18 protein-coding genes and 1 pseudogene are annotated in these 20162 nt (G+C 68.2%); 10 read left to right on the top strand and 9 right to left on the bottom strand.

Annotated features, from left to right (window positions below; genetic code table 11):
* Positions 1 to 95: 95 nt before the first annotated feature.
* Positions 96 to 1442, top strand: coding sequence for a hypothetical protein (locus OG430_RS42445; RefSeq protein WP_327358003.1), 1347 nt, complete (start codon positions 96 to 98; stop codon positions 1440 to 1442).
* Between the two features lie 477 nt (positions 1443 to 1919).
* Here OG430_RS42445 and OG430_RS42440 read toward each other — a convergent pair whose 3' ends face one another.
* Positions 1920 to 5384: an SdrD B-like domain-containing protein gene (locus OG430_RS42440; protein WP_327358002.1), complete on the bottom strand. Its 3465-nt coding sequence runs from the start codon at positions 5382 to 5384 to the stop codon at positions 1920 to 1922.
* Positions 5385 to 5613: 229 nt separating this feature from the next.
* Positions 5614 to 7641, bottom strand: coding sequence for an ATP-binding protein (locus OG430_RS42435; protein WP_327358001.1), 2028 nt, complete (start codon positions 7639 to 7641; stop codon positions 5614 to 5616).
* Positions 7642 to 7947: 306 nt separating this feature from the next.
* Between OG430_RS42435 and OG430_RS42430 the strand changes: the two genes are divergently transcribed.
* On the top strand, positions 7948 to 8199 hold the full coding sequence (locus tag OG430_RS42430) for a hypothetical protein (protein ID WP_327358000.1): 252 nt from the start codon (positions 7948 to 7950) through the stop codon (positions 8197 to 8199).
* 334 nt (positions 8200 to 8533) lie between these two features.
* On the opposite strand, the gene OG430_RS42425 is transcribed toward OG430_RS42430, so the two are convergent.
* Both OG430_RS42425 and OG430_RS42420 read right to left on the bottom strand, forming a co-directional pair.
* Complete coding sequence (locus OG430_RS42425) at positions 8534 to 9301, bottom strand: polysaccharide deacetylase family protein (RefSeq protein ID WP_327357999.1); 768 nt, start codon at positions 9299 to 9301, stop codon at positions 8534 to 8536.
* A complete protein-coding gene (locus tag OG430_RS42420) occupies positions 9301 to 9513 on the bottom strand; it encodes a hypothetical protein (RefSeq protein WP_327357998.1) in 213 nt (70 codons plus the stop codon). Before OG430_RS42420 ends, OG430_RS42425 begins: the two co-directional genes overlap by 1 nt.
* Before the next feature lie 196 nt (positions 9514 to 9709).
* Here OG430_RS42420 and OG430_RS42415 point away from each other — a divergent pair, with 196 nt between their 5' ends.
* Together OG430_RS42415 and OG430_RS42410 are read left to right on the top strand one after the other, a co-directional pair.
* Positions 9710 to 10930, top strand: a complete 1221-nt coding sequence (locus tag OG430_RS42415) for a sensor histidine kinase (RefSeq protein WP_327357997.1) — start codon at positions 9710 to 9712, stop codon at positions 10928 to 10930.
* Positions 10927 to 11592, top strand: coding sequence for a response regulator transcription factor (locus OG430_RS42410; RefSeq protein ID WP_327357996.1), 666 nt, complete (start codon positions 10927 to 10929; stop codon positions 11590 to 11592). The genes OG430_RS42415 and OG430_RS42410 overlap by 4 nt, the downstream gene beginning before the upstream one ends.
* A gap of 190 nt (positions 11593 to 11782) precedes the next feature.
* Here the strand turns inward: OG430_RS42410 and OG430_RS42405 are convergent, their stop codons facing one another.
* Together OG430_RS42405 and OG430_RS49625 are read right to left on the bottom strand one after the other, a co-directional pair.
* Positions 11783 to 12313, bottom strand: a complete 531-nt coding sequence (locus OG430_RS42405; protein ID WP_327357995.1) for an RICIN domain-containing protein — start codon at positions 12311 to 12313, stop codon at positions 11783 to 11785.
* Positions 12314 to 12702: 389 nt separating this feature from the next.
* Positions 12703 to 12966: a dienelactone hydrolase family protein gene (locus OG430_RS49625; RefSeq protein ID WP_442816655.1), complete on the bottom strand. Its 264-nt coding sequence runs from the start codon at positions 12964 to 12966 to the stop codon at positions 12703 to 12705.
* A gap of 161 nt (positions 12967 to 13127) precedes the next feature.
* Between OG430_RS49625 and OG430_RS42400 the strand changes: the two genes are divergently transcribed.
* The 4 genes from OG430_RS42400 (at position 13128) to OG430_RS42385 (ending at position 16005) form a co-directional block, all read left to right on the top strand.
* Positions 13128 to 13577 carry a hypothetical protein gene (locus OG430_RS42400; RefSeq protein WP_327357994.1) on the top strand — a complete coding sequence of 150 codons (450 nt, stop codon included), beginning with the start codon at positions 13128 to 13130 and terminating at the stop codon, positions 13575 to 13577.
* A gap of 480 nt (positions 13578 to 14057) precedes the next feature.
* The gene (locus tag OG430_RS42395; protein ID WP_327357993.1) at positions 14058 to 14462 is read left to right on the top strand and encodes a hypothetical protein; all 405 of its coding nucleotides are present in this window, start codon (positions 14058 to 14060) and stop codon (positions 14460 to 14462) included.
* A 38-nt stretch (positions 14463 to 14500) separates the two neighbouring features.
* Positions 14501 to 15610 carry a hypothetical protein gene (locus OG430_RS42390; RefSeq protein WP_327357992.1) on the top strand — a complete coding sequence of 370 codons (1110 nt, stop codon included), beginning with the start codon at positions 14501 to 14503 and terminating at the stop codon, positions 15608 to 15610.
* A gap of 47 nt (positions 15611 to 15657) precedes the next feature.
* The gene (locus tag OG430_RS42385; RefSeq protein ID WP_327359503.1) at positions 15658 to 16005 is read left to right on the top strand and encodes a hypothetical protein; all 348 of its coding nucleotides are present in this window, start codon (positions 15658 to 15660) and stop codon (positions 16003 to 16005) included.
* Positions 16006 to 16083: 78 nt separating this feature from the next.
* Here OG430_RS42385 and OG430_RS42380 read toward each other — a convergent pair.
* Both OG430_RS42380 and OG430_RS42375 read right to left on the bottom strand, forming a co-directional pair.
* A pseudogene (locus tag OG430_RS42380) lies at positions 16084 to 16326 on the bottom strand (ABC transporter ATP-binding protein); the annotation flags it as partial.
* A gap of 64 nt (positions 16327 to 16390) precedes the next feature.
* A complete protein-coding gene (locus OG430_RS42375) occupies positions 16391 to 16954 on the bottom strand; it encodes a hypothetical protein (RefSeq protein ID WP_327357991.1) in 564 nt (187 codons plus the stop codon).
* 230 nt (positions 16955 to 17184) lie between these two features.
* Here OG430_RS42375 and OG430_RS42370 point away from each other — a divergent pair, with 230 nt between their 5' ends.
* Positions 17185 to 18387, top strand: a complete 1203-nt coding sequence (locus OG430_RS42370; protein WP_327357990.1) for a sensor histidine kinase — start codon at positions 17185 to 17187, stop codon at positions 18385 to 18387.
* Positions 18384 to 19061 carry a response regulator transcription factor gene (locus OG430_RS42365; protein ID WP_327357989.1) on the top strand — a complete coding sequence of 226 codons (678 nt, stop codon included), beginning with the start codon at positions 18384 to 18386 and terminating at the stop codon, positions 19059 to 19061. Before OG430_RS42370 ends, OG430_RS42365 begins: the two co-directional genes overlap by 4 nt.
* Before the next feature lie 128 nt (positions 19062 to 19189).
* Here OG430_RS42365 and OG430_RS42360 read toward each other — a convergent pair whose 3' ends face one another.
* Entirely contained in the window at positions 19190 to 20035 is an 846-nt protein-coding gene (locus OG430_RS42360) for a helix-turn-helix domain-containing protein (RefSeq protein WP_327357988.1), read from the bottom strand.
* Between the last annotated feature and the right edge of the window lie 127 nt (positions 20036 to 20162).

The following is a 20162-nucleotide window of genomic DNA, read 5'->3' as shown; positions in this document are numbered from 1 at the left end:
AAAGGCAGTAAATGCGGTGCAACCGGTGCAACATTGCGCGCTTGTGAAATGCGGATGGGGGCGGTCCCACTGCCCGGATCCATGGAGGACAGGACGTGCCAAAAGCGCCCAACACCCGCCTGCAGGCCCTACTTCATGAGGCAGAGTGGAACGGTGCCCAACTCGCCGCGGCCCTACGACAGATGGCCACCGAGCACGGGCGGCAGCTAGCCTGTGACCGGTCGATGGTCTCGCGCTGGCTGGCCGGCACCACCCCCCGGCCACCCGTCCCGGCGCTACTGCTGGAGGCGCTCTCCCGGCGCCTGCGGCGGCCCGTCGGCGCGGTTGAGGCGGGCCTGTCCCGCGCCCCGGCCGAGGTGTTCGACCTGTCCTGGGAGGCTGACCCGTTGCGCCGACTGTCCCGACTGACGAGCGCCGACCTCGACCCCGGTCGGCGCCACCTTCTGTGCGCGGGGTTGTACAGCCTGGCCGCCCTGGCCATGCCCGCCTCCTGGCCGCCGCGCGAGAACCCACCCACCGGGCCGCCCCCCGGCTTACCCCGCGCCACGGGCCGGGCGGGTCGGGCTGAGGTCGAGCAGATGCAGAGCATGGCCCGCGTCTTCGCCGAGGCTGCCGAGGCCCACGGGCCGGGCCACGTACGCACCGCGCTGGCCGCCTACCTCCACCATGACGTGATGGGGCACCTGCAGGACCCCGCCACCGAGACCGTGCACCGCGGCCTGCTGTCCGGGGCCGCTCAGCTGACCGTGCTGCTCGGCAGCATGTGCGCGGGCAGTGGCGCGGACGCTCTCGCCCAGCGCTATCACCACACCGCCGCCCAACTCGCCGCCGAGGCCGGCGATACGGCCACCTTCGCCATCGCGCTGCGCACCATGTCCGCGCACGCCCACGACTTGGGCCACCACACCCCCGCCGTCCTCAACCTCGCGCAGCGTGCCGCAGACGCCACCCTCCACGCCGCGCCGATCGTCGCCGCTTACGCCCAGGCCCACCTGGCCGTCATGCAGGCCCACCACGACAAGCACGCCGCTCTCGCCGCTCTGGCGACCTCCGAGCACCTCTACGAGCAAGCCAACAACACGACCCCCGGCCCGTTCGCCCACTACCCGGCCGGCGCCCTGTACTACCAGCGCGCCCAGACCCTGGCCACCCTCGGCGACCGGGCCGGCGCCACCGGCGCACTGACCACGTCCCTGCGCCTACGCACCCCCACCGAACGTCAAGCCTCCGTTCTCACCCGGGCCCGGCTCGCCGAGATCCTCCTCGCTCAAGGCCACCTCGACGCCGCCCTCACCCACTGGCAGACCTTCCTCGACGACTACCCCACCCTCCGCTCCACCCGCGTCACCCGCCGCCTTGAAACCATGCGCCGCCTCCTGAACCCCCACAGCCGCCACCACGCCACCACCCAACTCCTCACCCGCGCCGCCAACTTGCACTGAGACACCAGGCGGCACGGTGTCACCGTCAGCGGCGTCGGAGAGTTCGGCAGCATCCTGCTCGGCAGTCACTGCGGGCAACGGCACCACGGAAGCGAGAATGCGATCGAAAGGATCTTGCATGATCGAAAAGATTCCCTACTCCTGAGGTCTGACTCAGAGGACTCGCCGACCCAGAGTGCATATTCATGCAAATTAACCCAAATCCATGCGGCGAGGTCGAGGCTTCGGATGACCAACGGCGGGGGCATTCGGTACGGACAGCCGCTGAGCCCACTGCCGCGTCATGAGCGTCCTCTGCACCTACAACTCCTCCACCGGAGCAAGAGCTGTTCCAGGCAGACGAAGAGCCGATTGCTCTCCGGGGTAAATTCAGTGTGTTCGACAGCAAGCTCTGCAGCTGTCTCACGCATGCCGATCGCCATCCATGACTGTGGGGCCCAGGCTGCTGGGCCCCACAGTCGTTCACGTGACGTCGCCTCAGTGGGGGCGGCGCCGGAAGCGGACCACGAGGGGTACGCCGGCGAGGAACAGGATCAGGGCGATGCCGCCGACCACGTACTCACCGGTGTTGGATCCGGTCTCGGCCAGGTGGGGCGGGTCGGTGGGGTGCTCGGGGCCGACCGGAGGGATCACCGGCGGGGTGGTGGCCGGACGGGTGACCGGTGGGCTGACGGGCGGAGTGGATGGAGAGGGCGGGTCCGTCGGGGCCGGGGGGTCCGTCGGCTGTGGCGGGTCTGTGGGCTCCGGCGGGTCCGTGGGGGTCGGCGGGTCGGTGGGGGTCGGGGGGTCTGTGGGTTCCGGCGGGTCCGTCGGGGTGGGCGGGTCCGTCGGCTTGGGCTTCGGCTTGAGGCCGGCGTCGACGGTGCGCTCGTGGGTTACTGCTGTCAGCGTGCCGTCGTCGTCCTGCACGGCCTTCAGCGTGACCGGTCGGGTGACGCCGTCGGTGTCGGCGTTGGAGTCCTTGGCCGCGTCGCCCGATTCCTGGGTGGTGAACTCGTGCTTGTCCGGGGCGGGGTTGTGGAACGTGACCGTGTAGTCGCCGGGGCGCAGGCCCTCGAACAGGTACTTGCCGTTCTCGTCCGTGGTCGTGGTCAGCGTGGTCCCGTCGCTGGACTTGGCCTCGACCTTGGCTCCCGCGACGGGCTTCTCGTCCGCGTCCTGGATTCCGTCGCCGTTGGCGTCGTACCAGAAGTAGTCGCCGAGCGAGCCTGCCACCACCTTGACCGTGGCGTCGCCGGACTGGACCGGCAGGGCGAGGCCGTTGCTGCGGGCTCCGAACTTGTTGGTGTAGACGTTGCCGTTCTTGGCTCCCTTGGTGGCCAGCTGAAGGGCGTACTTCTCGCTGGCGCCCGCTGCGAGCGGTCCCGGCCACAGGATCCGGAACCCGGTGGCCTTGGCCAGAGTCGTCGGGCAGCCGCTCGAGCCCAGCTGGGCTTCGGTGCACCAACGGGTGGCGCCACCGGCTGCGTTGGAGCCGTCCTTCGGGTCCAGGTTGATCTTCGACGGGTCCGCGCTGGTGTATGTCAGTGTCGCACCGGAGGCCACCTGGGGAGCTGCGGCCAGTCCGGCCGTGCCGTCGAACTTGGTGGCCGGGGTGCGATCGTCACCGTTGTACGGCAGTACGTCGATGACGTCGATGCCGGTCATGGGGCGTGCGCTGCGGTTGGCCAGGGTCATCTCGTAGGCGAGCTTGTCGCCGGCGATCTCGACGGGGACCGGCGCGGTCTTCTCCACCGCGAGGGCGGAGCCGTGCGCGATCTGCAGGGTGGAGGTCGCCTTGCGCTGCTGCTCGGGGCTGGCGTCGGTCGGTGTGGCGGCGATCGCCTGGTTGACCACGGAGGTTTCCGGGGCCAGCGAGCTGGCCCTGACCTTGAAGGTGATCGGCGCGATGTCCTCGTTGACCTTGCGGTCCTTGAGGACCCAGACGATGGTGGTGGTGCCGTCCGCGTTGGGCGTCACGGACTTCGGGGCGATCGACGGGTCGCCCGCGTACTGGATGTGTTCCGGCAGGATGTCGGTGACCGTCACGTCCTCGGTGGCCGCGCCGGTGGCCTTGGAGGTCAGGCTCGGGTAGAGCGCGTAGGTCGCGCTGCCGCCCGCGGTGATCTGGTAGCTGGGCTTGTCCGGGGTGGTGGAGGGCGTGGTGCCCGGCTCGACCAGCTTCTTCTTGACCCTCACCAGCGCGCCGGTGATGGTCACTCGGTCCGCGGCCAGGCCGGTGGCCTCGTCCGCGTCGCCGCCGTCGTGCGACCACTTGGTGGTCTTGAGGTGTCCGAAGTTGCGGACCCGGGTGCCGTCTGGCTGGCCGCTCTTGATCTGCAGGTTGGTGTAGTAGAAGCCTTGCTTGAGTCCGCCGAGCGTGCCGACGAAGCGGACCTTGCCGACTGCGGCGGCGCCGCCGGGGACCTTTGTCGGGTCGTCGAACCAGGGGCCGTCCGCGTCGTCGCAGGTCGCCTTCTGGATCTGGTCGGGGCCGCTCCAGTTCGCGGCCGCGTACTGGATCTTCACCCCGTAGCCGGTGTTGGTGGCGAAGGAGTACTTCCCGTTGTACGAGACGATCGTCTGCACCTTGTTGTCGAAGGTGTCGCACGCCGTCAGGGAGGCGATGTCGGTCGAGGTCTTGTTGTTGGCGTCGACCCGGCTGCGGATCCGCTCGCTTGCGGTGACGAAGCCGTCGCCGGAGTGCGGGGCGGCCGCGGTGCCCGGGGTGCCGCCGTCGATGCCCTCGTATCGCTTCGCGAGGCCGGCATCACCGGCGACGATGAGGTTGGTGACGTACTCGTTGTTCGCCAACGGCTCTTCGTCCGGGCCGTAGTTGGACTGGCCCGAGACGCTCGTGGGGTCGAAGTTCGTGTAGGCGTTGGTGACCTTGACGCTGCCGCCGGGTGCGTTCTTGCCGGCCGCGTCGATGTCCTTCTGCGGGATCCAGATCCGAATGTTCCCGGCGACCACGTAACCGGAGTTCGCGGGCAGCGCCGTGCCGTTGGAGGCCTTGGTGGGCAGGTGCATGGCGCTGGTGTCCGCACCCGCGATGGTCACACCGATGTTCTGGCCCGCGCCCGGCTGGCTGCAGGAGAACGTGCCGCTGTCGCTGACCGCGTTCGCCGTGCCGCCCTTGCCCAACGGCATGTAGCCAGCGCCCGTCTGCGGAGCGCACGCGGGCTCCGGACCCCAGTCATAGAGCAGCGCGCCCGGTGAGGCGCCGCCGGCCAGGAGCTTGGAGATGTCGTCGGTGAAGCTGATGGGCGACGTCACGGCCTCGGCGCCCAGCTTCGCCGGGTGCGAGGGGTCGTCCTGCGGCTTGACCTGGACGGTGACCGGGAACTGGTAGACGACGCCCTTCGACCCGTCCTTGCCGGTGGCCACGGACTGGGTGAAACCGCCGTCCTTCTTGCTCAGGTCCAGCTTGGGCGCGGCCGAGACCGTCACCGGCTTGGCCGCCGCGGTCTTCGAGGGGGCATTGTCCGCGCTGACCGTGGCCGAGACCGGGATCGTGTCGCCGTTCTTCGCCTTGCCGGTGACCCGCAGCATGACCGGAACGCTCTGCGTCTTGTTGGTCAGACTGCCGAGATTACAGATGAGCTTGGCGCCGTCGATCTTCGACCCGGCACCGGTGCACTCATTCGGCAGCTGCAGCCACTCGGTGTTCGGCGGGGCATTCACGGTGAACGTCTCGTTGGTGGCGGTGCCGCCGATGACGTTGACATCGACCTTGTACTGGACGGTGTCGTTCGTTCGCACCACGCCGTTCGTGGCGCTCGAGTCGAGCCCCGGTCCGTCGGAGCCGGTGAAGTTGCCGCCTCCGTCCTTCACCACGGATACCGCGACGTCGATGACGGGTGCTGCTGCCGACGTCGCCCCCATGGTGGGCAGCCCGCTGACGGCCACCACCCCCGCTGTCATGGCCGCCCGCGCGATGGGGCGGCCTCTTGGACGCTGCATGCTCAACCTCTCGTACGGACTCTCCGCTTGCCTGGAGAGATGTACATGCAAGAGCGCTCAAGACAGCACAAAGCCACCCTCCATCAAAATAATGATGATCGGTTACCACTCGTCCGGCTCAGTGGAATTGCGCATACGAACCCCGCACTGTGTCGCCAGGACCAGCCTCACTTGCCATCAGAATCGCTCGACGCCTCCCGACGGGAATACGCGCGCGACCTCCGAGGAGTCATTCCACCAGCGGATCCCCCAGAAGCCGATCGATACACTGGCCCGCCCCCGCCTGGTAGGACTGCTCGTAGCGCGCATCCCCCAGGGTGGCGAAGAGCCGGTCCACGGTCTGCTGGTGTTCTTTCCAGTAGTAGCGGGTGGCGCGCAGGGACATGCCGTGCTCCTTACGGAGTGCACTGGCCGCGCCCTCCAGCTCGGCTGCCAACTGCTCCTGTCCCGGCCGGGCCGCCATGATGCCGGACAGGACATGGGCCACGACGGCCATGCCGTACGGGTCGCCGTACTCCTGACGTACCTTCAGCGCCGCTCTCGCGTGCTTCTCGGCCGAATCGACCTCCCCGCTCATCAGGTCGACGATCGCCAGCACATAGTCGCCCCAGGTCGCGTTCCAACCGTCCGACCGGCGACGGCAGCTCTTCTGAATGGCAAGGGCGGCGCGGCGGGCCACCTCCGGCTTCGTGCGGGACCGGGCGGCCGCGCTGGTCAACCTGATCATGTCGGCTCCCGGACCGAAGGGCGCCTCCTCCGGCATGAGTTCGAGTGCATCTCGAAGGTGTTCCGTGGCTACGTCGGTGTCGTAGGCCAGGGTGGCGAGCGCACCGTGCACATAACAGGCGTATGCCCGGTCGGCGTCGTCGGCAGGACCTTCCATGGCTTGGTCCATCTCCGGCAGCAGGGTGTGGGCAGCCGTCAGATCGTCCTGGAGCAGCGCCAGCCATGCGCACACCCACAGCGCGCGTGCCCGCGCCGGGGTGGGTTCCCTCTCCACGGCGAGGGCCGCTTCGAGGAAGTGGCGTCCCTCTCGCATACGGCCGCCGGCCACCCACAGAAACCACAGGTCGGTGAGGAGCGTCAGCACGCCCTCGCCGCCTTCCGGATCGAGCAGGGACTCCTCCACCACGGACTCCAACTCATCCCAGTGGTCGGTCATCCGGCGCACCCACTCGACCTGCTGGCCGCTCCGCCACCCTGCTTGCGCGGCGCCGGCCATCCGCAACGCCCATGACCTACGGGCCAGTCGGGATGCCGTTGCCTCCTCGCTGCGCGCCAGATGCGTGGCTCCGTACTCCCTGAGTACCGCGAGCAGACGGTAGGAGCCATTGCCGTGATCCTGAAGCACGGAGCGGCGCACGAGCCCATCCAGCGCGTCGCGCAGGAGGTCCGAGGGAAGCAGCCTTTCATCGCCGCAGACCTCTGCCACCATCGCGAGGGTAAAGGGGCCGACAAACACGGAGAGGCGGCTCCACAGCAACCTTTCCTCAGCCGTGCAGAGGCGGAAGCTCCAGGCCAGCGCGTCGTTAAGACTCTGATGGTGGGCGGGTGCGGCAGTGGCCCTGCGCAAGGCTCCCCAGCCGTCCAGGCGGTCGAGGAGCTGACTGACCGTGAACGAACCCGCGCGGGAAGCAGCCAGTTGAAGCGCCAACGGCAGCCCCGAAAGGCGGCGGCACAGCTCGGCGACATCCGCTGCGGAACGGTCGTCGAGCCGGAAGGCCGGATCGGCCATGGCCGCGTAGTACGCGAAGACCTGCACGGACGGCGCTTCACTGAGCGATGACCCCTGGGCGCCCACGTCCGGCAGGTCCATCGGCTCCAGCGGATACTTTCGTTCCTGCCAGAGGTCGAGAGCCTGGCGGCTCGTGGCCAGAACCCGCAGCTTCGGAGCCGCCGGCAGGAGCGCCTGCAACCAGGCACCACACTCTGCGATCAGATGCTCGCACCCGTCCAGGAGCAGCAGCAACTCCCGCTCGGCAAGGCTCGCACAGACCTGCACGGAGGACGCCTCACCAGGATCGAGGCCCGCCACGTGGACGAAAGCTGCTGCGAGTTGATCCGCTCCAGACATGGCATCCACCGACACCACCCGTACCCCGTCAGCGAATTCACCAGCGAGCCGGGTGGCGACCTCGGTGGCGAACCTGCTCTTCCCCACCCCCGCGGGACCCACCACCGTCACCAACGGACCCCCTCGCGCCATGGGCAGCAGGTCCGTCAACTCAGCATCCCTGCCCAGCAGTTCTACGAGCATTGCGGGCGGAATACGCGGCTGACTGCCAGACATGCGACTCTGCCATCCCCTTGAGTTCCATTACCGTACGAGTTGCTGAGCGTACCGTCCGTAGTCGAACTCCCGTGAACTCTTTAACAGCAATGCCCTCTACTTTGCGTGGAGTTGGCAGTTGAACGGATACCAGGGGCGGTGTCCGGTAACTGGTCGACCAGGGGCGCTCGGGAATCTGACCGAGGCGTTCCCGCCGTAGCTGCTGGACGTGGTGCTGACCAAGACGTAGGTCCGTGAGGCGCGGGTGCTGCTGCTGAGGCTGATGCGCCCGACGTGCCGTCCGTACCTCTCGGCACCAACGGCTGCCTCGCGGGGGAGGCCGGACTACCTGAGTCCCATGACGCGATAAGCCAGATCATCACCGGGACGGGGCCGCAGAAGCAGGCCGTCCCGCACGCGCCGGAGCTGGTCAGCTTCTCGGGCATGGAGAGGCGCAAGGCACTTCCTGCGCACCTCCAGGCCGCACGGGAAATCGCAGCGGACACCGGCGCGCGCTGCTCATCGATCACGAAGCAGGACACGTAGTACTTGCGAATTCGCCGTAGCGTCGCGTAGCCGACGAACGCGGGCAAAACCGCCCAGGGGAGCTGCCCCCAGTTCACCTGCAGAGGCGCCAGGGCAGTGAAGGCCATCTGCAGTGCCACGGCGGCTTTCCCCTTTGGCATGTTGCGCAGAGGGAGGACCAGAATCGACGGGCGGCGCAAAGAGGACCAGCGCAGAGCCGGGACGCGCAGGCCAGGTACCCGATGATCAACCCTCGCTCATAATATTTCGGGTACCTCGCGTATGCGGCCACCATCCCCGCTCCCAGCCCACACGGTCAGGTCTGCCCGCAGCACCCCTTCAGCGCCCCCTGGCCCTATCGGTACACCTTTCCGGGCTCGGCGGTGCCCGGAGCGAGCAGCGGCGGCACGGTGACGAAGGTGTAGCCGCGCTGCTTGAGCTCATCGATGATGCCGGGCACCGCGGCCACGGTGCCCTTGTATATGTCGTGGAGCAGGATGATGCCGTCGCGGTCCGCCTGTCCCAGGGTGCGCTCCTTGATCAGGCCGGAGTCGTTGGTGGAGTAGTCCTTGGCGGTGGTGCTCCACAGGATCTGCGCGAGACCGAGTTCCTTGCAGATCTTGGCTACGTCTTCGTCGGTACGTCCCTGCGGCGGGCGCATGAGAGTGGGCTCCTTCCCCGTCAGCTTCACCAGCTCCCGCTGGGTCCGCTCCAGCTCCTCCCGCACCTGCCCGGCGTCCACCTCGGTCAGGCGCGGGTGGGTCCAGGTGTGGTTGGCGACCTCGTGGCCCTCGTCCGCGATGCGGCGGACCAGATCGGGGTGACGGTCGATGTGCTTCTTGCCGAGCAGGAAGAAGGTCGCGGGCACGTCCTTCTCCTTGAGTACGTCGAGGAGCTTCGCGGTGTACGGGCCAGGGCCGCCGTCGAAGGTCAGGGCGATGCACTCGGCCTTGGCGCAGTTCACTGCGTCCGGTGCGGCCATGCCCTGCTGGACGGGCTTGGCCCGGGCGTCCTTGGGCGAGACCGTCTCCATCGAGCAACCGGTGAGCACGAGGGCCAGGGACGCTGCGGCTGACAGCGCCGCGGTGAGCGTCTTGCGGCGCGAGGCGCGGTGCTTCGTCATCAGCCCTGCATCTCCTGGTGGGCGGCCGGGGCGGCGGAGCGCAGCGAGCAGTGGATCGCAAAGACACCGGCGGCGAAGAGAACCAGGCGCCAGGCGTAGGTGTCGTACGACCACAGGGCGTCGATGGACGGGTAGAAGGTGCTGTACGCGCCGGTGTATCCAGTCACAGCCAGCGTGATGCCGACGATCAGCAGCCAGATGTTGCACTTCATGGGGGTCCGACCTCCTGGGTTGCGGGGGTGCATTTGCTGTCGTCGACGCTATTCGCGCAGGCCAGGAGGTTGATCGTGCGAAGGGACGGGGCGGTACGACCAAGGTATCGGCAGCACTCATCCCAAAGTCTCGGATAGCAGGAGCAGTGCTTCCGTCGTCCCGTGAAGGTCTGCCGGTCGTTTACATTCGGTGGATATGCGTCATTTTCTCTCGCGGGAGCGAGGTACCGATCTGGCCGTCGTGGTGGTCACGGGCGCGCTCGTCTGCGCCGCATCCACGGGCTGGAGCCAGAGCTTTTCGGCGTACCCGAGCCTCGCGAGCCGCCTCCCGCACCTTGCATCGCTGCTCCCGGCCTTCCCGGCGGTGGCGTTGGCGGGCGTTCTGCTGCTGTGGTGGCGCCGTCGCTGCCCGGTCCTGATCGCTATGGTTCTACTGCCGACGGCGATGGCCGTCTCCGCGCTGGCGCCGGCCGCGCTGGCGGCGCTGTATGCCGTCGCCGCGTACCGGCCATGGCGTACGACGGCGTGGGCGGCGGCCCTCGCGCTGCTCCCAGTGCCCTTGGCGCTGGCGGAGCGGGGCCTGATCGGCGTCGGCGTCCAGGTGCCGGACGCCATCGCCGCCCTGCTCGGCATCACCCTGATCACCGCGGTGGTCGGATGGGGCCTGCTGGCCGCCGCCCGCGGTGAGCGCAGCGCCCAGGCGGAGCGCGAGGCCGTGCTCCGCGCCGAGCAGGCGCAACAGCATGCCCGGGAGGACATCGCCCGCGAGATGCACGATGTTCTCGCCCACCGGCTGTCGCTCCTGAGTATTCATGCCGGCGCCCTGGAGGTGGCTCCGAATGCTCCCGCCGCCGATGTCCAGCGAGCGGCGGGGGTGATCAGGGACAGTGCGCACCAGGCCCTGGAGGATCTGCGCGAGATCATCGGCGTACTGCGTGCCTCATCGCTGACCACGTCGGGCGCCGACAGGCCGCAGCCCACGCTCATCGACCTGCCGCAACTGGTCGCCGAAGCACAGCAGGCGGGAATGCGGGCTCAGTTGGAGCTGGCGGCTCCTGCCGCGACCGACGTCCCCCCGGCCACCGGCCGTACCGCGTACCGCATCGTGCAGGAAGCACTGACCAACGCACGCAAGCACGCCCCGAACGCCCCCGTGACGATCACTGTCCACGGTCGCCCCCCGCACGGCCTGACGATCGAGGTCGCCAATCCAGTGCCACCGAACGGTGCGAACGTGCCGATCCCCGGCGGCGGACAGGGCCTGAGAGGCCTCATGGAGCGGGCTTCCCTGGCCGGCGGCAGGCTCACCTACCGCCATGGCACGGAGTTCCGGCTGAGCGCGTGGCTGCCATGGGACGCGACGACTCAGCTGTCCTCACCCGCCCACCGGCCTCCCGCCGTGAAGGAGCCCGCATGAACCCGGCCCCCGTCCGGATCCTGTTGGTGGACGACGACCCGCTGGTCCGCGCTGGACTACGCATGATCATCGGCAGTGCCCCCGACCTGGAGGTCGTGGCAGAAGCCGGTGACGGCAGCGAGGTGCTCCCACTGATCGCCCAGCACCGCCCCGATGTACTGCTCATGGACATCCGGATGCCGACCATGGACGGCATCGCCGCCACCCAGGCACTGACCCGGCGCCCGAACGCGCCGCAGATCGTGATGCTCACGACCTTCAACACCGACCAGCATGTACTGCGCGCCCTGCAGGCGGGCGCGGCGGGCTTTCTCCTCAAGGACACTCCGCCCGCGACCCTGATCGATTCCGTACGCAAGGCCGCGGCCGGTGAACCGGTCCTATCACCTGCCGTGACCCTGCAACTGATCGGCCAGGTGAAGACGGGATCCGGCCACAACCACCCTGCCGAGGCCGCCGGTTCACGCCTGGCAGCACTCGGCGAGCGGGAACTTGAAGTCGCCCGCGCCATCGGTCAGGGCAAGACGAACGCGGAAATCGCGGCTGCCCTGTACCTGAGCATCCCCACAGTGAAGACCCACGTCTCGAACATCCTCACCAAACTGGACCTCACCAACAGGGTCCAGATCGCACTGATGGTCCACCACATCGAGCGTCGATGAACCAGTCCCGAGCAGAGAACCAAAGCATCTTGCGGTGACACCTGACTGGCACTCCGCGGATCATCGCAAGCCGCCGTGCCCGACGCGGCCTGGACGACCCGCTTGGGCAACCGTTGGGCTTCGCTATGTCACCGGTCAGCGCTGCCAGTTCGGGGCGGGGGTTGCCCCGCCCCGACACTCGGCCGTCAGGCTATGCGTCAGGTGCGGACTCCGTCTTCTCGGACTTCAGGGCGACCTTCCAGTACTGGGAGAGCGAGGGGGACGTGCCCCACATCGAGGTCGGCACCACGTAGACGTCGTTGAACTGACGGTTGCCCTGCAGGGCGAGTGCGTAGCCCGGGTAGGCCCTCGGTATGAGCGCGTAGCTGTCGGCGTCCTGGGCGATGGCGTCACTGCCGTGCACCCGCAGCAGCTGCCACTGCTGCTTCGCGCTCTTGTCGGACTGCTGGAGGCGGGGGTAGTCGGAGGCGCTGCTGCCCGCCGTGAGGCAGTGGCCGTTCTCGTAGCTCTTGATCAGGAAGTACCCGCTTTCGGGAGCGGCCTCGATGTGCCAGAGGTGCCCCAGCAGACCCTTGTCCTTCTGGACCGGATCGAGGTTCCAGATCTGCACGGCCTGTCCGATGTTGTCGTTGTAGTTGTCGGTCTCCAGGTAGGTGCCGGTGACCTCGTGGATGAACATGTACGGGCCGGTCGACGTGCTGTTCATGAAGATGCTGGGCACGGGCGGTCTCCTTACGCTCACACGAACGCTGGGGCAACATCGGGCCGGACGCTACCTTCCACACAGCCCGCCCGAAACAGACCAAATCAGCCACTGCGGCCTCGATTGTCCGGCATAGCCGCTTACCAGCCGAAGCCAGAACGACCGGATCCTCCTACAACTGGCTGACCGATGACGTCAGAACTCACATGAAGTGCTACCGAGTCTTAGCCACGAGAGGCGACAAGCTCGCGGTCCGCTACGAATCGACCGTGCTCGCTGCGGCCATCAACGAGCGGCTACGGCATGCTCACCCACCACAGCCGACAACCACCATGTCATCCTCCGCGCGACAGTTGGGCCAGAGCCTTGAGCATCCTCTGCCAAGCGTCACCAGATGCACTCGCGCCTTAGCTTGCGGGGCGGCCTTCGCCCAGGAAGCCGTGCTCGGCCTGGGGGTAGTCGGTCAGCTCATGCCGCACACCTGCCCGCTGAAGGCACTGAGCCAGGCGCCGCCACTCGTCCGCGGAGATCAAGAAGTCCTGCCCACCGACAAGTCCGACCAGCAGCGTGTGGCGCCCGGCGAGGGCCGCAGCGCCCGCGGGTGTCAGGGGCGAGAGGCGGTTCGGGCTCAGCCAGCGGGATCCCGCCGTTCCGGGACCCCCTGCTGCCACGTGGCCCGCAAGGCCAGCTGGTGCCCAAGGAGCCTTGCGCGCGCTTCCGAGCCTTCAGTGCCTGGCTCTCTGCATTGTGTGCTCGCGGCGACCAGCAGCCTGTCACGCTGGGTCGCGGCGGTATACCGCTGTGTCGCGAAAGCAGGGGAGGACGACCATACATGGCACAGGAACAGAACAAGATGCTGTGGGACCGGTTCAATAAACTCAACGCCGACGGGACCGGTGTCAGCCAGAAGGACGTGCGTGCCCTTCTCGTGGACGAAGGCGGGTTGAAGCCGGAAGACGTCGATGCGCTCCTGCGTGACGTCACCGGGGGGACCGACGCCCGGATCACCGCCAGGAACTTCGGCGCCATCGTCCCGAAGCCTGCAGGGACGCCGACGGAGCAGGTGCAGCGGATGCAGGACGAATTCAAGGCTCTCGACACCGACGGCACCGGGATCACGGAGACCCAGCTCCGCCAGCTCCTTATGAACTGGGGCTCCGCGCTGACCTCGCCGGAGGTTGATGAGCTCCTGAAGGAGGTCGTCGTGGACAGCGAGGGGCGAGTCACTTACGACGCGTTCAACGACATGCTCGTCACTGGCTACCCCCTCGCGTCGGAGTAGCGGCCGGACTCGCATGCCACCCCGCCCCCGCCCCTCCGACCACGGCGGGGGCGGGATTAGGCCTGGACCGACGCGACAGCCTGCGAACGCGACGGACACACGCGATTGACGTCCGGACGGGGCCATCGGAACCCCGGTCCCGGGGACTGTGCCGCAGATCATGGATCATCCACCAAACTTCGCAACACAGGACAAACGCGAACAGACGGGGGCATGACTTCCCTGTTGAAGCCGCGCGAGTCGAGCGACCAGCCATCCGGGGGCGGCCAAAAATTCGGCTCATCGCACCCCGGACCCTCGCCGCCTTCGCCCGGATAAACCAACAGCCATGAGGGTCCAACAGTTCTATTTGGGCAGCGAATCGGCGCCTGGGCCTCACCCGCCTGCCCGCCCGCCGCGCGCCCAAGAGCACGGCGTGTTTGGCTCCGTTGGTGACCTTCGTTCAGGTCAACCCCGCCCACGAAGCTGGTAGGTGACATCGTGTCGATTCCCGTACGCGCGAGCAATGCCTTGGTGGCGCTGGGGCTCGTGGCCGGCGCCACCGCGCTAGCGGTGACCGTTCCCGCGGCCGTCGCGGCCCCCCGAATCCATGCGGCTGTGGACCCCTCACCCACTCCGGCAGATGCTGCGAAGGAGGGCGAGCTGGTCAGGCAGGAGACGTTCGCCGAGGTCACCGGGGAGTCCCCCGTCGTCCCGCACGATGTGGAGTCTGCGTCGCCGGAGGCTCTGGTGCCCGAGCCCGAGGTCGAGCCCGCCGACGACTTCCCCGACCTCCCCGACGGGCCGTTCAGGGAGGAGACCTTCGCCGAAGTGACCGGTGAGGCCCTTGTCGTCCCGCACGTCATCGAGGAAGCCCCCACCACACCGGACTCCTCCGTCCGTTGAGCCGCCGCTCCGCTGCCGTACCGCCCCAGGAGAACGTCATGGCACCACGACTGAGACACCTTCTGCCCGCCGCCATCTGCACCGCCCTGCTGTCAGCCAGTGCGTTGCCCGCCACGGCCGACCCGGCCGGCCCCGGTTTTCCGGACGAGCGCACCTTCGCCGAGGTCTACGGCCTCTCGCCGGCCGATGTCGAAGCGGGCAACGCGACATCCCTCGGACAGCGCGCCCCTCACGTCAGAGTGGTCCCGCCCGCCGAACCCGTGGTGGAGCCGGACCCCGAACCCGAGGCGGAGACCGACGAGGACGGCAACACCGTCACCGCCTTGTCCGTGACCGACTACATCCGGCACTGGCAATGGGACCGCAACGCCCAGAAGCAGATGGATGACGTGCAGCGGGACGCGCTCTCCAACGGATGCGTCGGCCTCACCATCCTCAACAGCCACGCCCCCTACCGGATGCCGCCCGGCACCCTGGCCTTCGCCGAGTACGACAAGGACCGCGCCGAGCGCGGCGAGCAGCGCTACCTCAAGCACAACCCGGACGAGGCCGAGCAGGCCAACGCGTACGGCGCGAAGATGGGATTCAGCCGCTCCGGTGGCTTCGCCCGCGCCCGGGACGTCCGGCTAGCCCTCAACGAAGCGCTCGAGCAGTCCCGGACCATCGACGAGTACCGCACGCACGTCAAGGCGGACGAGACCCTCAAGGGCGTCAAGAACCTGGACTCGGCCCTGGTCAACAGCTCGCACTGGACTCCCCAGGGCATGAACCCCTCCAAACTGCGGGCCGTGATCTTCTCCAAGCGCTTCTGGAGCGAGCAGGACCTCGACGCCACCAAGGAGCAGCGCGAGCTCGGTGAGGCCGACGCCTTCCTGCCCGACCCGGAGACCGGTCAGGTCGACATGCGCAAGGACCGCAACAAGGCCCGCCCGGGCATGATCAATTTCGACTTCGGCTTCTACGGCGCCCAGACCGGCTCCAAGGGCCGCTGGATCCACGCCAACCACGCCAATCTGGCCAACCGCCCCATGAAGATCTACAAGAGCAACTTCTCCAACTTCACCCGGTACCTGGGCGACTTCGACCGCCAGGTCTTCGCCATCGCCTTCGTACCGAAGGACTCCGCGAACCTCGTGGACGAAGAGTGATCAGCCGCCCCAGCACACCCACATCCGATTCCAGGAAGAGAGTCCCCATGCGTACGTCCACGCTCGCCCGCGGCATCACCACCGTCGCTTCCCTCGCCGCCTCCCTCACTCTCGCCGCCGGGTCCCCGGCCTCCGCGGACACCGCCGGCCCCACCCCCGTGCGGTACCAGATGCTGAGCTGTCCCTCCTTCGACGCCTGCAAAGGCACCGTCGACGGGATGATGTCCAACCCGAACATCAGCATGAGCATGAAGGGCGGCGACCCGGCCATCTACTTCACCTGCGCCGAGGGCCAGTTGAAGTCCTGCGACGCCACCCTGAAGGACCTGGGACGCTGGAACGGCACCAGCTTCGCGCCGAAGCCGGTCAAGGCTCCGGTGAAGCCCACGAAGTAGCTCGTACGGGCCCACACCACCCGCACCCGGCCGGCACGAAACAGGCGCGTGCCTCGGCCGGGTGCGAGTTGCGGGGCAGGCGAGGTCGACCAGATCGCGATAGTCCTCGCTCCAGGGGTCCTCGTCCGCGTCCGGCAGCAGCAGGACCCGGTCGGGGCGCAGCGCGTCGATGGCTCCCTCGTCGTGCGTGACCATCACGATCGCTCCGGGCCAGGAGCCGACCGCCGCGACAACCTCGTCGCGTGAAGCGGGATCGAGGTTGTTGGTCGGCTCGTCCAGGAGCAGCACGTTGGCGCCCGAGTGGACCAGGCCGGCCGGCGCGGTCGCCAGCCGGCCTGCATCTGTCCGCCTGCGCTGAGCACGAGTGTGGCCCCGCACAAAGCAACTATGCGAACGATGGGGGAATCCCGCCAAGGTCGGCGAGAACCCGAGTGTAGTGGTCGGCGAAGTCGATGCGAGTCACGTCCTCGTACCGCACCTTGGACGTGGTGCGATCCCAATGAGCAGTGTTGTCGATCTCCTGCAGCCGCACCGACTTCTTCCCGAGGCACGCCACCTTGCCGATGAGCGCAAGGTCGGGGTCCATGTCCTCCATGAGCACTCCGACAAGGTTGTGCCGGCTCCCCACCTGGCCCAAGAGACTGCGGGTGCTACCGAGAACGAGGCGCTCGCCCGGCGGCGCCGGCGGCGGCCAGGTGCCGTGCTTCTTCATCCAGCGACGGTGAAGGTCCCGCTTGCCCCGTGTGCGTACACCGGTCACATCCCGAGTGCGCACCAGGCTGTAGCCGTCCAGCATCGAGTCCGTGACCAGCAGCAGGAGCGTCCAATCCCGGTTCGTCGCTAGGACGAAGCCGTGCAGGTGGTCGTCCGGAACGAGCTCCGCGCGCCACACCCTCGCTACGAAGCCTTCGTCCGCGGCGCGGCGCAAGCGCCGCCGTTCCACGTTCATACCGTCAGCATTCGCCATGACAAAGGATGCCGCAAAAGATGCTGCAACAAGACGCAGGTCAGCAGGTTCCTGATGCGGCCCTTGCGGAAGGCCCGGTAGCTGCCTCTGCCCGACCAACGACAGCTTCCTTCTGGAGGTAGCCGCACGAAAGTCACTGGCTCCAGCAGCGGGCCGCCTCCATCCAGGTGGCTCTCCAGGCGGCGTAGCCCGCGCGCCTCTAGCGTGGCCGTATGTCTGAGTCCGCGGTCCGCGTCGCCCCATGGTGGCGACCCTGTGGGGAAGCGCTGGTCCTGAGCGTGGTCTTGGCGCTGGCCTGGCTGGCCGACGAGATCGGCGGCTGGGTGGACTGGCGTCCGGTACTCATCGCGATCGGTGCCCTGCTGTGGGGGCTGCGGCGCGCGCCCCTGCTCGTCATCGCCGTCCTGCTGGTGCTGGCGCAGTTGATTCCGCTGAGTGACGGCTACAACGGTATCTGGACCGGCCAGACGGTTCCCGCCGTCGCCATGTTCGCGCTCGGCACCACGTTGCGCGGCGGGCGCGCGCTAGCCCTCGGAGTGCTGACAGTGGTGCTCGGCCTCGTCGGCTGGTACCTGACGGGACCCGATTGGGAGCACTCCGTACAGGAGGCAGAGTACTTTTGCTTCAACCTCGTCGCCTTCTACGTCGCTCCCGCCCTCGGCGGCCGGGCCTGGAACTACCGGCGCGAACTGGCCGCCGCTCAATCCGCGCGTGCCGAGGCGTTGGAGCGAGAGCACGAGATCCGCACCGAGCAGGCCAGAAGCGCGGAGCGGACGCGTATCGCCCGGGAAATGCACGATGTCATCGGCAATCGGGTCGGCAACATGGTGATGATCGCGACCACGATGCACACCGTGCAGTCCCGGCCGGAGGGCGACCCCGCTGTCGCGGCCGAGGCCGAGCTGATCCGCGGTGAGGGCAGGGCCGCTCTGCAGGAGCTGCGCGAAGTCCTCGGGCTGCTCTCGGCGACCGCCTCTCCCCCGCCTACGGTGACCGATCTCAACGAGCTCGTCCGATCCGCCGCGCGGGCCGGCGGTACTCGTATCGGCTTCACCGTGGACGGGCACCTGGACACGCTGCCTCCGCCGGTCCTTCGGGCCCTGTATCGCATCGTGCAGGAGTCGCTCACCAACGCGGCCAAGCACGCTCCGGGTGCGCCGGTCGGCGTGCAGATCGCCTGTCGGCCCGTCGGCGTCGAACTTGAGGTCATCAACGGGGCGGCAGCGCGAGCCAGGGACGAGCAGTCGGCGGCAAGCGGTGGCAGCGGTCTGACCGGTGCGCGGGAGCGAGTGGCCGTCCTCGGCGGTAGCCTCCAGACACAGATGCTGCCCGACGGCGGGTTCCGGCTGCGCGCCTGGCTTCCCGTCCGAATCACCCGCGCCGCGACGGGTGAGAGGAACGACGACGCCTCATGAATTCTCGGATGATCAATGTGCTGCTCGCCGACGACAGCACGATCATGCGGCGGGGCCTGCGCACCACCCTGGAAGCAGTCGGCGGCATCCACATCGTGGCGGAGGCCGGGACAGGCGTCGACGCTGTCGAGAGTGCCCGCAGGTATCTGCCCGACGTGGCACTGGTCGACGTCCAGATGCCCGGCGGGGACGGCATCACCGCCACCCGCCGGATGCTGCAACTCCCCCGCCCGCCCGGCGTGATCGTGCTGACCACGTTCGACTACGACGAATACATCAGCCAGGCGCTGCGGGCCGGCGCCGCCGGCTTCCTGCTCAAGGACAGCCCACCCGAAGAGATCGTGCGCGCGGTGCGCCTGGTGCACGGCGGGCACGGTGCCATCGATCCCCAGGTCACCCGTCGGGCCGTCGGCCTGCTCAGCGATCCGCCGCCCCGTCTCGCTCCCGTCGAGCAGGATCGTCTGGACACGTTGTCGGGGCGCGAACGGGAAGTCCTGAGGCTGCTCGCGGGAGGGCTGGCGAACGCGGCCATCGCCGCCGAGCTCCACACCAGCGAATCCACCGTCAAGGGCCACGTCAGCCGCATCATGACCAAACTCGGCGCCGACAACCGGGTCCAGGCCGCACGGATCGCCTATCGAGCAGGCCTTGACGAACCGGACGGCGGAAGCTGAATCCTCCGGTTCCTGTGTAGGGAGATGCCACCGATGGCCGCACCGACAGCGCCGAGTCCGGCCATCACCCAGGCCCGGAGCCGGGAGCCGCCGCGCCTCGTGGGGCTTCCCACCCCAAGGAGGCTGCCTCACCGTTCGGTGCCCGGGCGGGGGTTCTCCTCGAAGTAGTCGGCCATCGCGAGGTCCAGATACCGCTTCATGGCGCGATCCTGAGCTGGAGACGGCTGGACGGTCGCGGCGCCCATGGCCTGGGCCCCCAGCATGAGACCCCGCTCGTCGACCTCTTGGACATCCAGCTCGGCAAAGCGGACTCCGGACGCCTCCTCCTCGGCTTCCACTGCGGCGCAGTGTGCTGCCATCCCCTGGGCCCAGGCCTCGATCCGAGGGTCGTCGACGTCCGCGTCTGCCAGCTCGTCGAACCGGGCGCTCAGCCGGAGCGCTTCCGCATTGAGGTGTGGGCGGCCGGCCAGGAAGGCGTCGGCCTGCACGCTGCCCAGAGCCGCGCCGACGCCGTGGGTCGCCTCCAGCAGGAGCAGGAACCCCTGCTCCTGCTCACTCGGGACGTCGAGGCCACCGGCCTTGTGGGCGGCAGCCACCTCAGGGGTGAACAGCCCGATCGCACTGCCGAACTCGCGGAGGCGGGCCACCGCCGCCCGCTGCTGCCTCAGCTGTTCCTCCTTGGCCGCCAGGATGCGGTCCAGCTCGGTGAGGAGCGTCTGGACCTGCTGGTCATCGGTGGCTTCGGCGGCCTCCTTGACGGCCTCCAGGCTCAGCCCGGCCGCGGCCATCCGCTGGACCCAGAGCAGCCGGGTGATCTCTTCCATGCGGTACGCGCGGTTGCCCGCGCCGTCTCGGCCCGGCTCGGGAACCAGGCCGATCTCGTGGTAATAGCGGATGGTCCTGGGCGTGAGGGACGTCAGCTCGGAGACCTCGCCGATGGTCAGGGGCTTGTCGTGGAATCGGTTCGTGCTCATGCAGTACATAACAGCGCATTCCGTAGCGTCACCTACAACGCAACGCGATCAGCGGCCGTGTTCCGAGGGCCCGGTTACCTTCCGTCGAACGTGGAGAGAGCCTCGATCACATACCTCGCCTGCGCCT

Source organism: Streptomyces sp. NBC_01304 (assembly GCF_035975855.1).
Taxonomy (GTDB): Bacteria; Actinomycetota; Actinomycetes; order Streptomycetales; family Streptomycetaceae; genus Streptomyces.
Note: the sequence above shows the minus strand (reverse complement) of the source record. Positions and strands in the feature narration are given on the sequence as shown.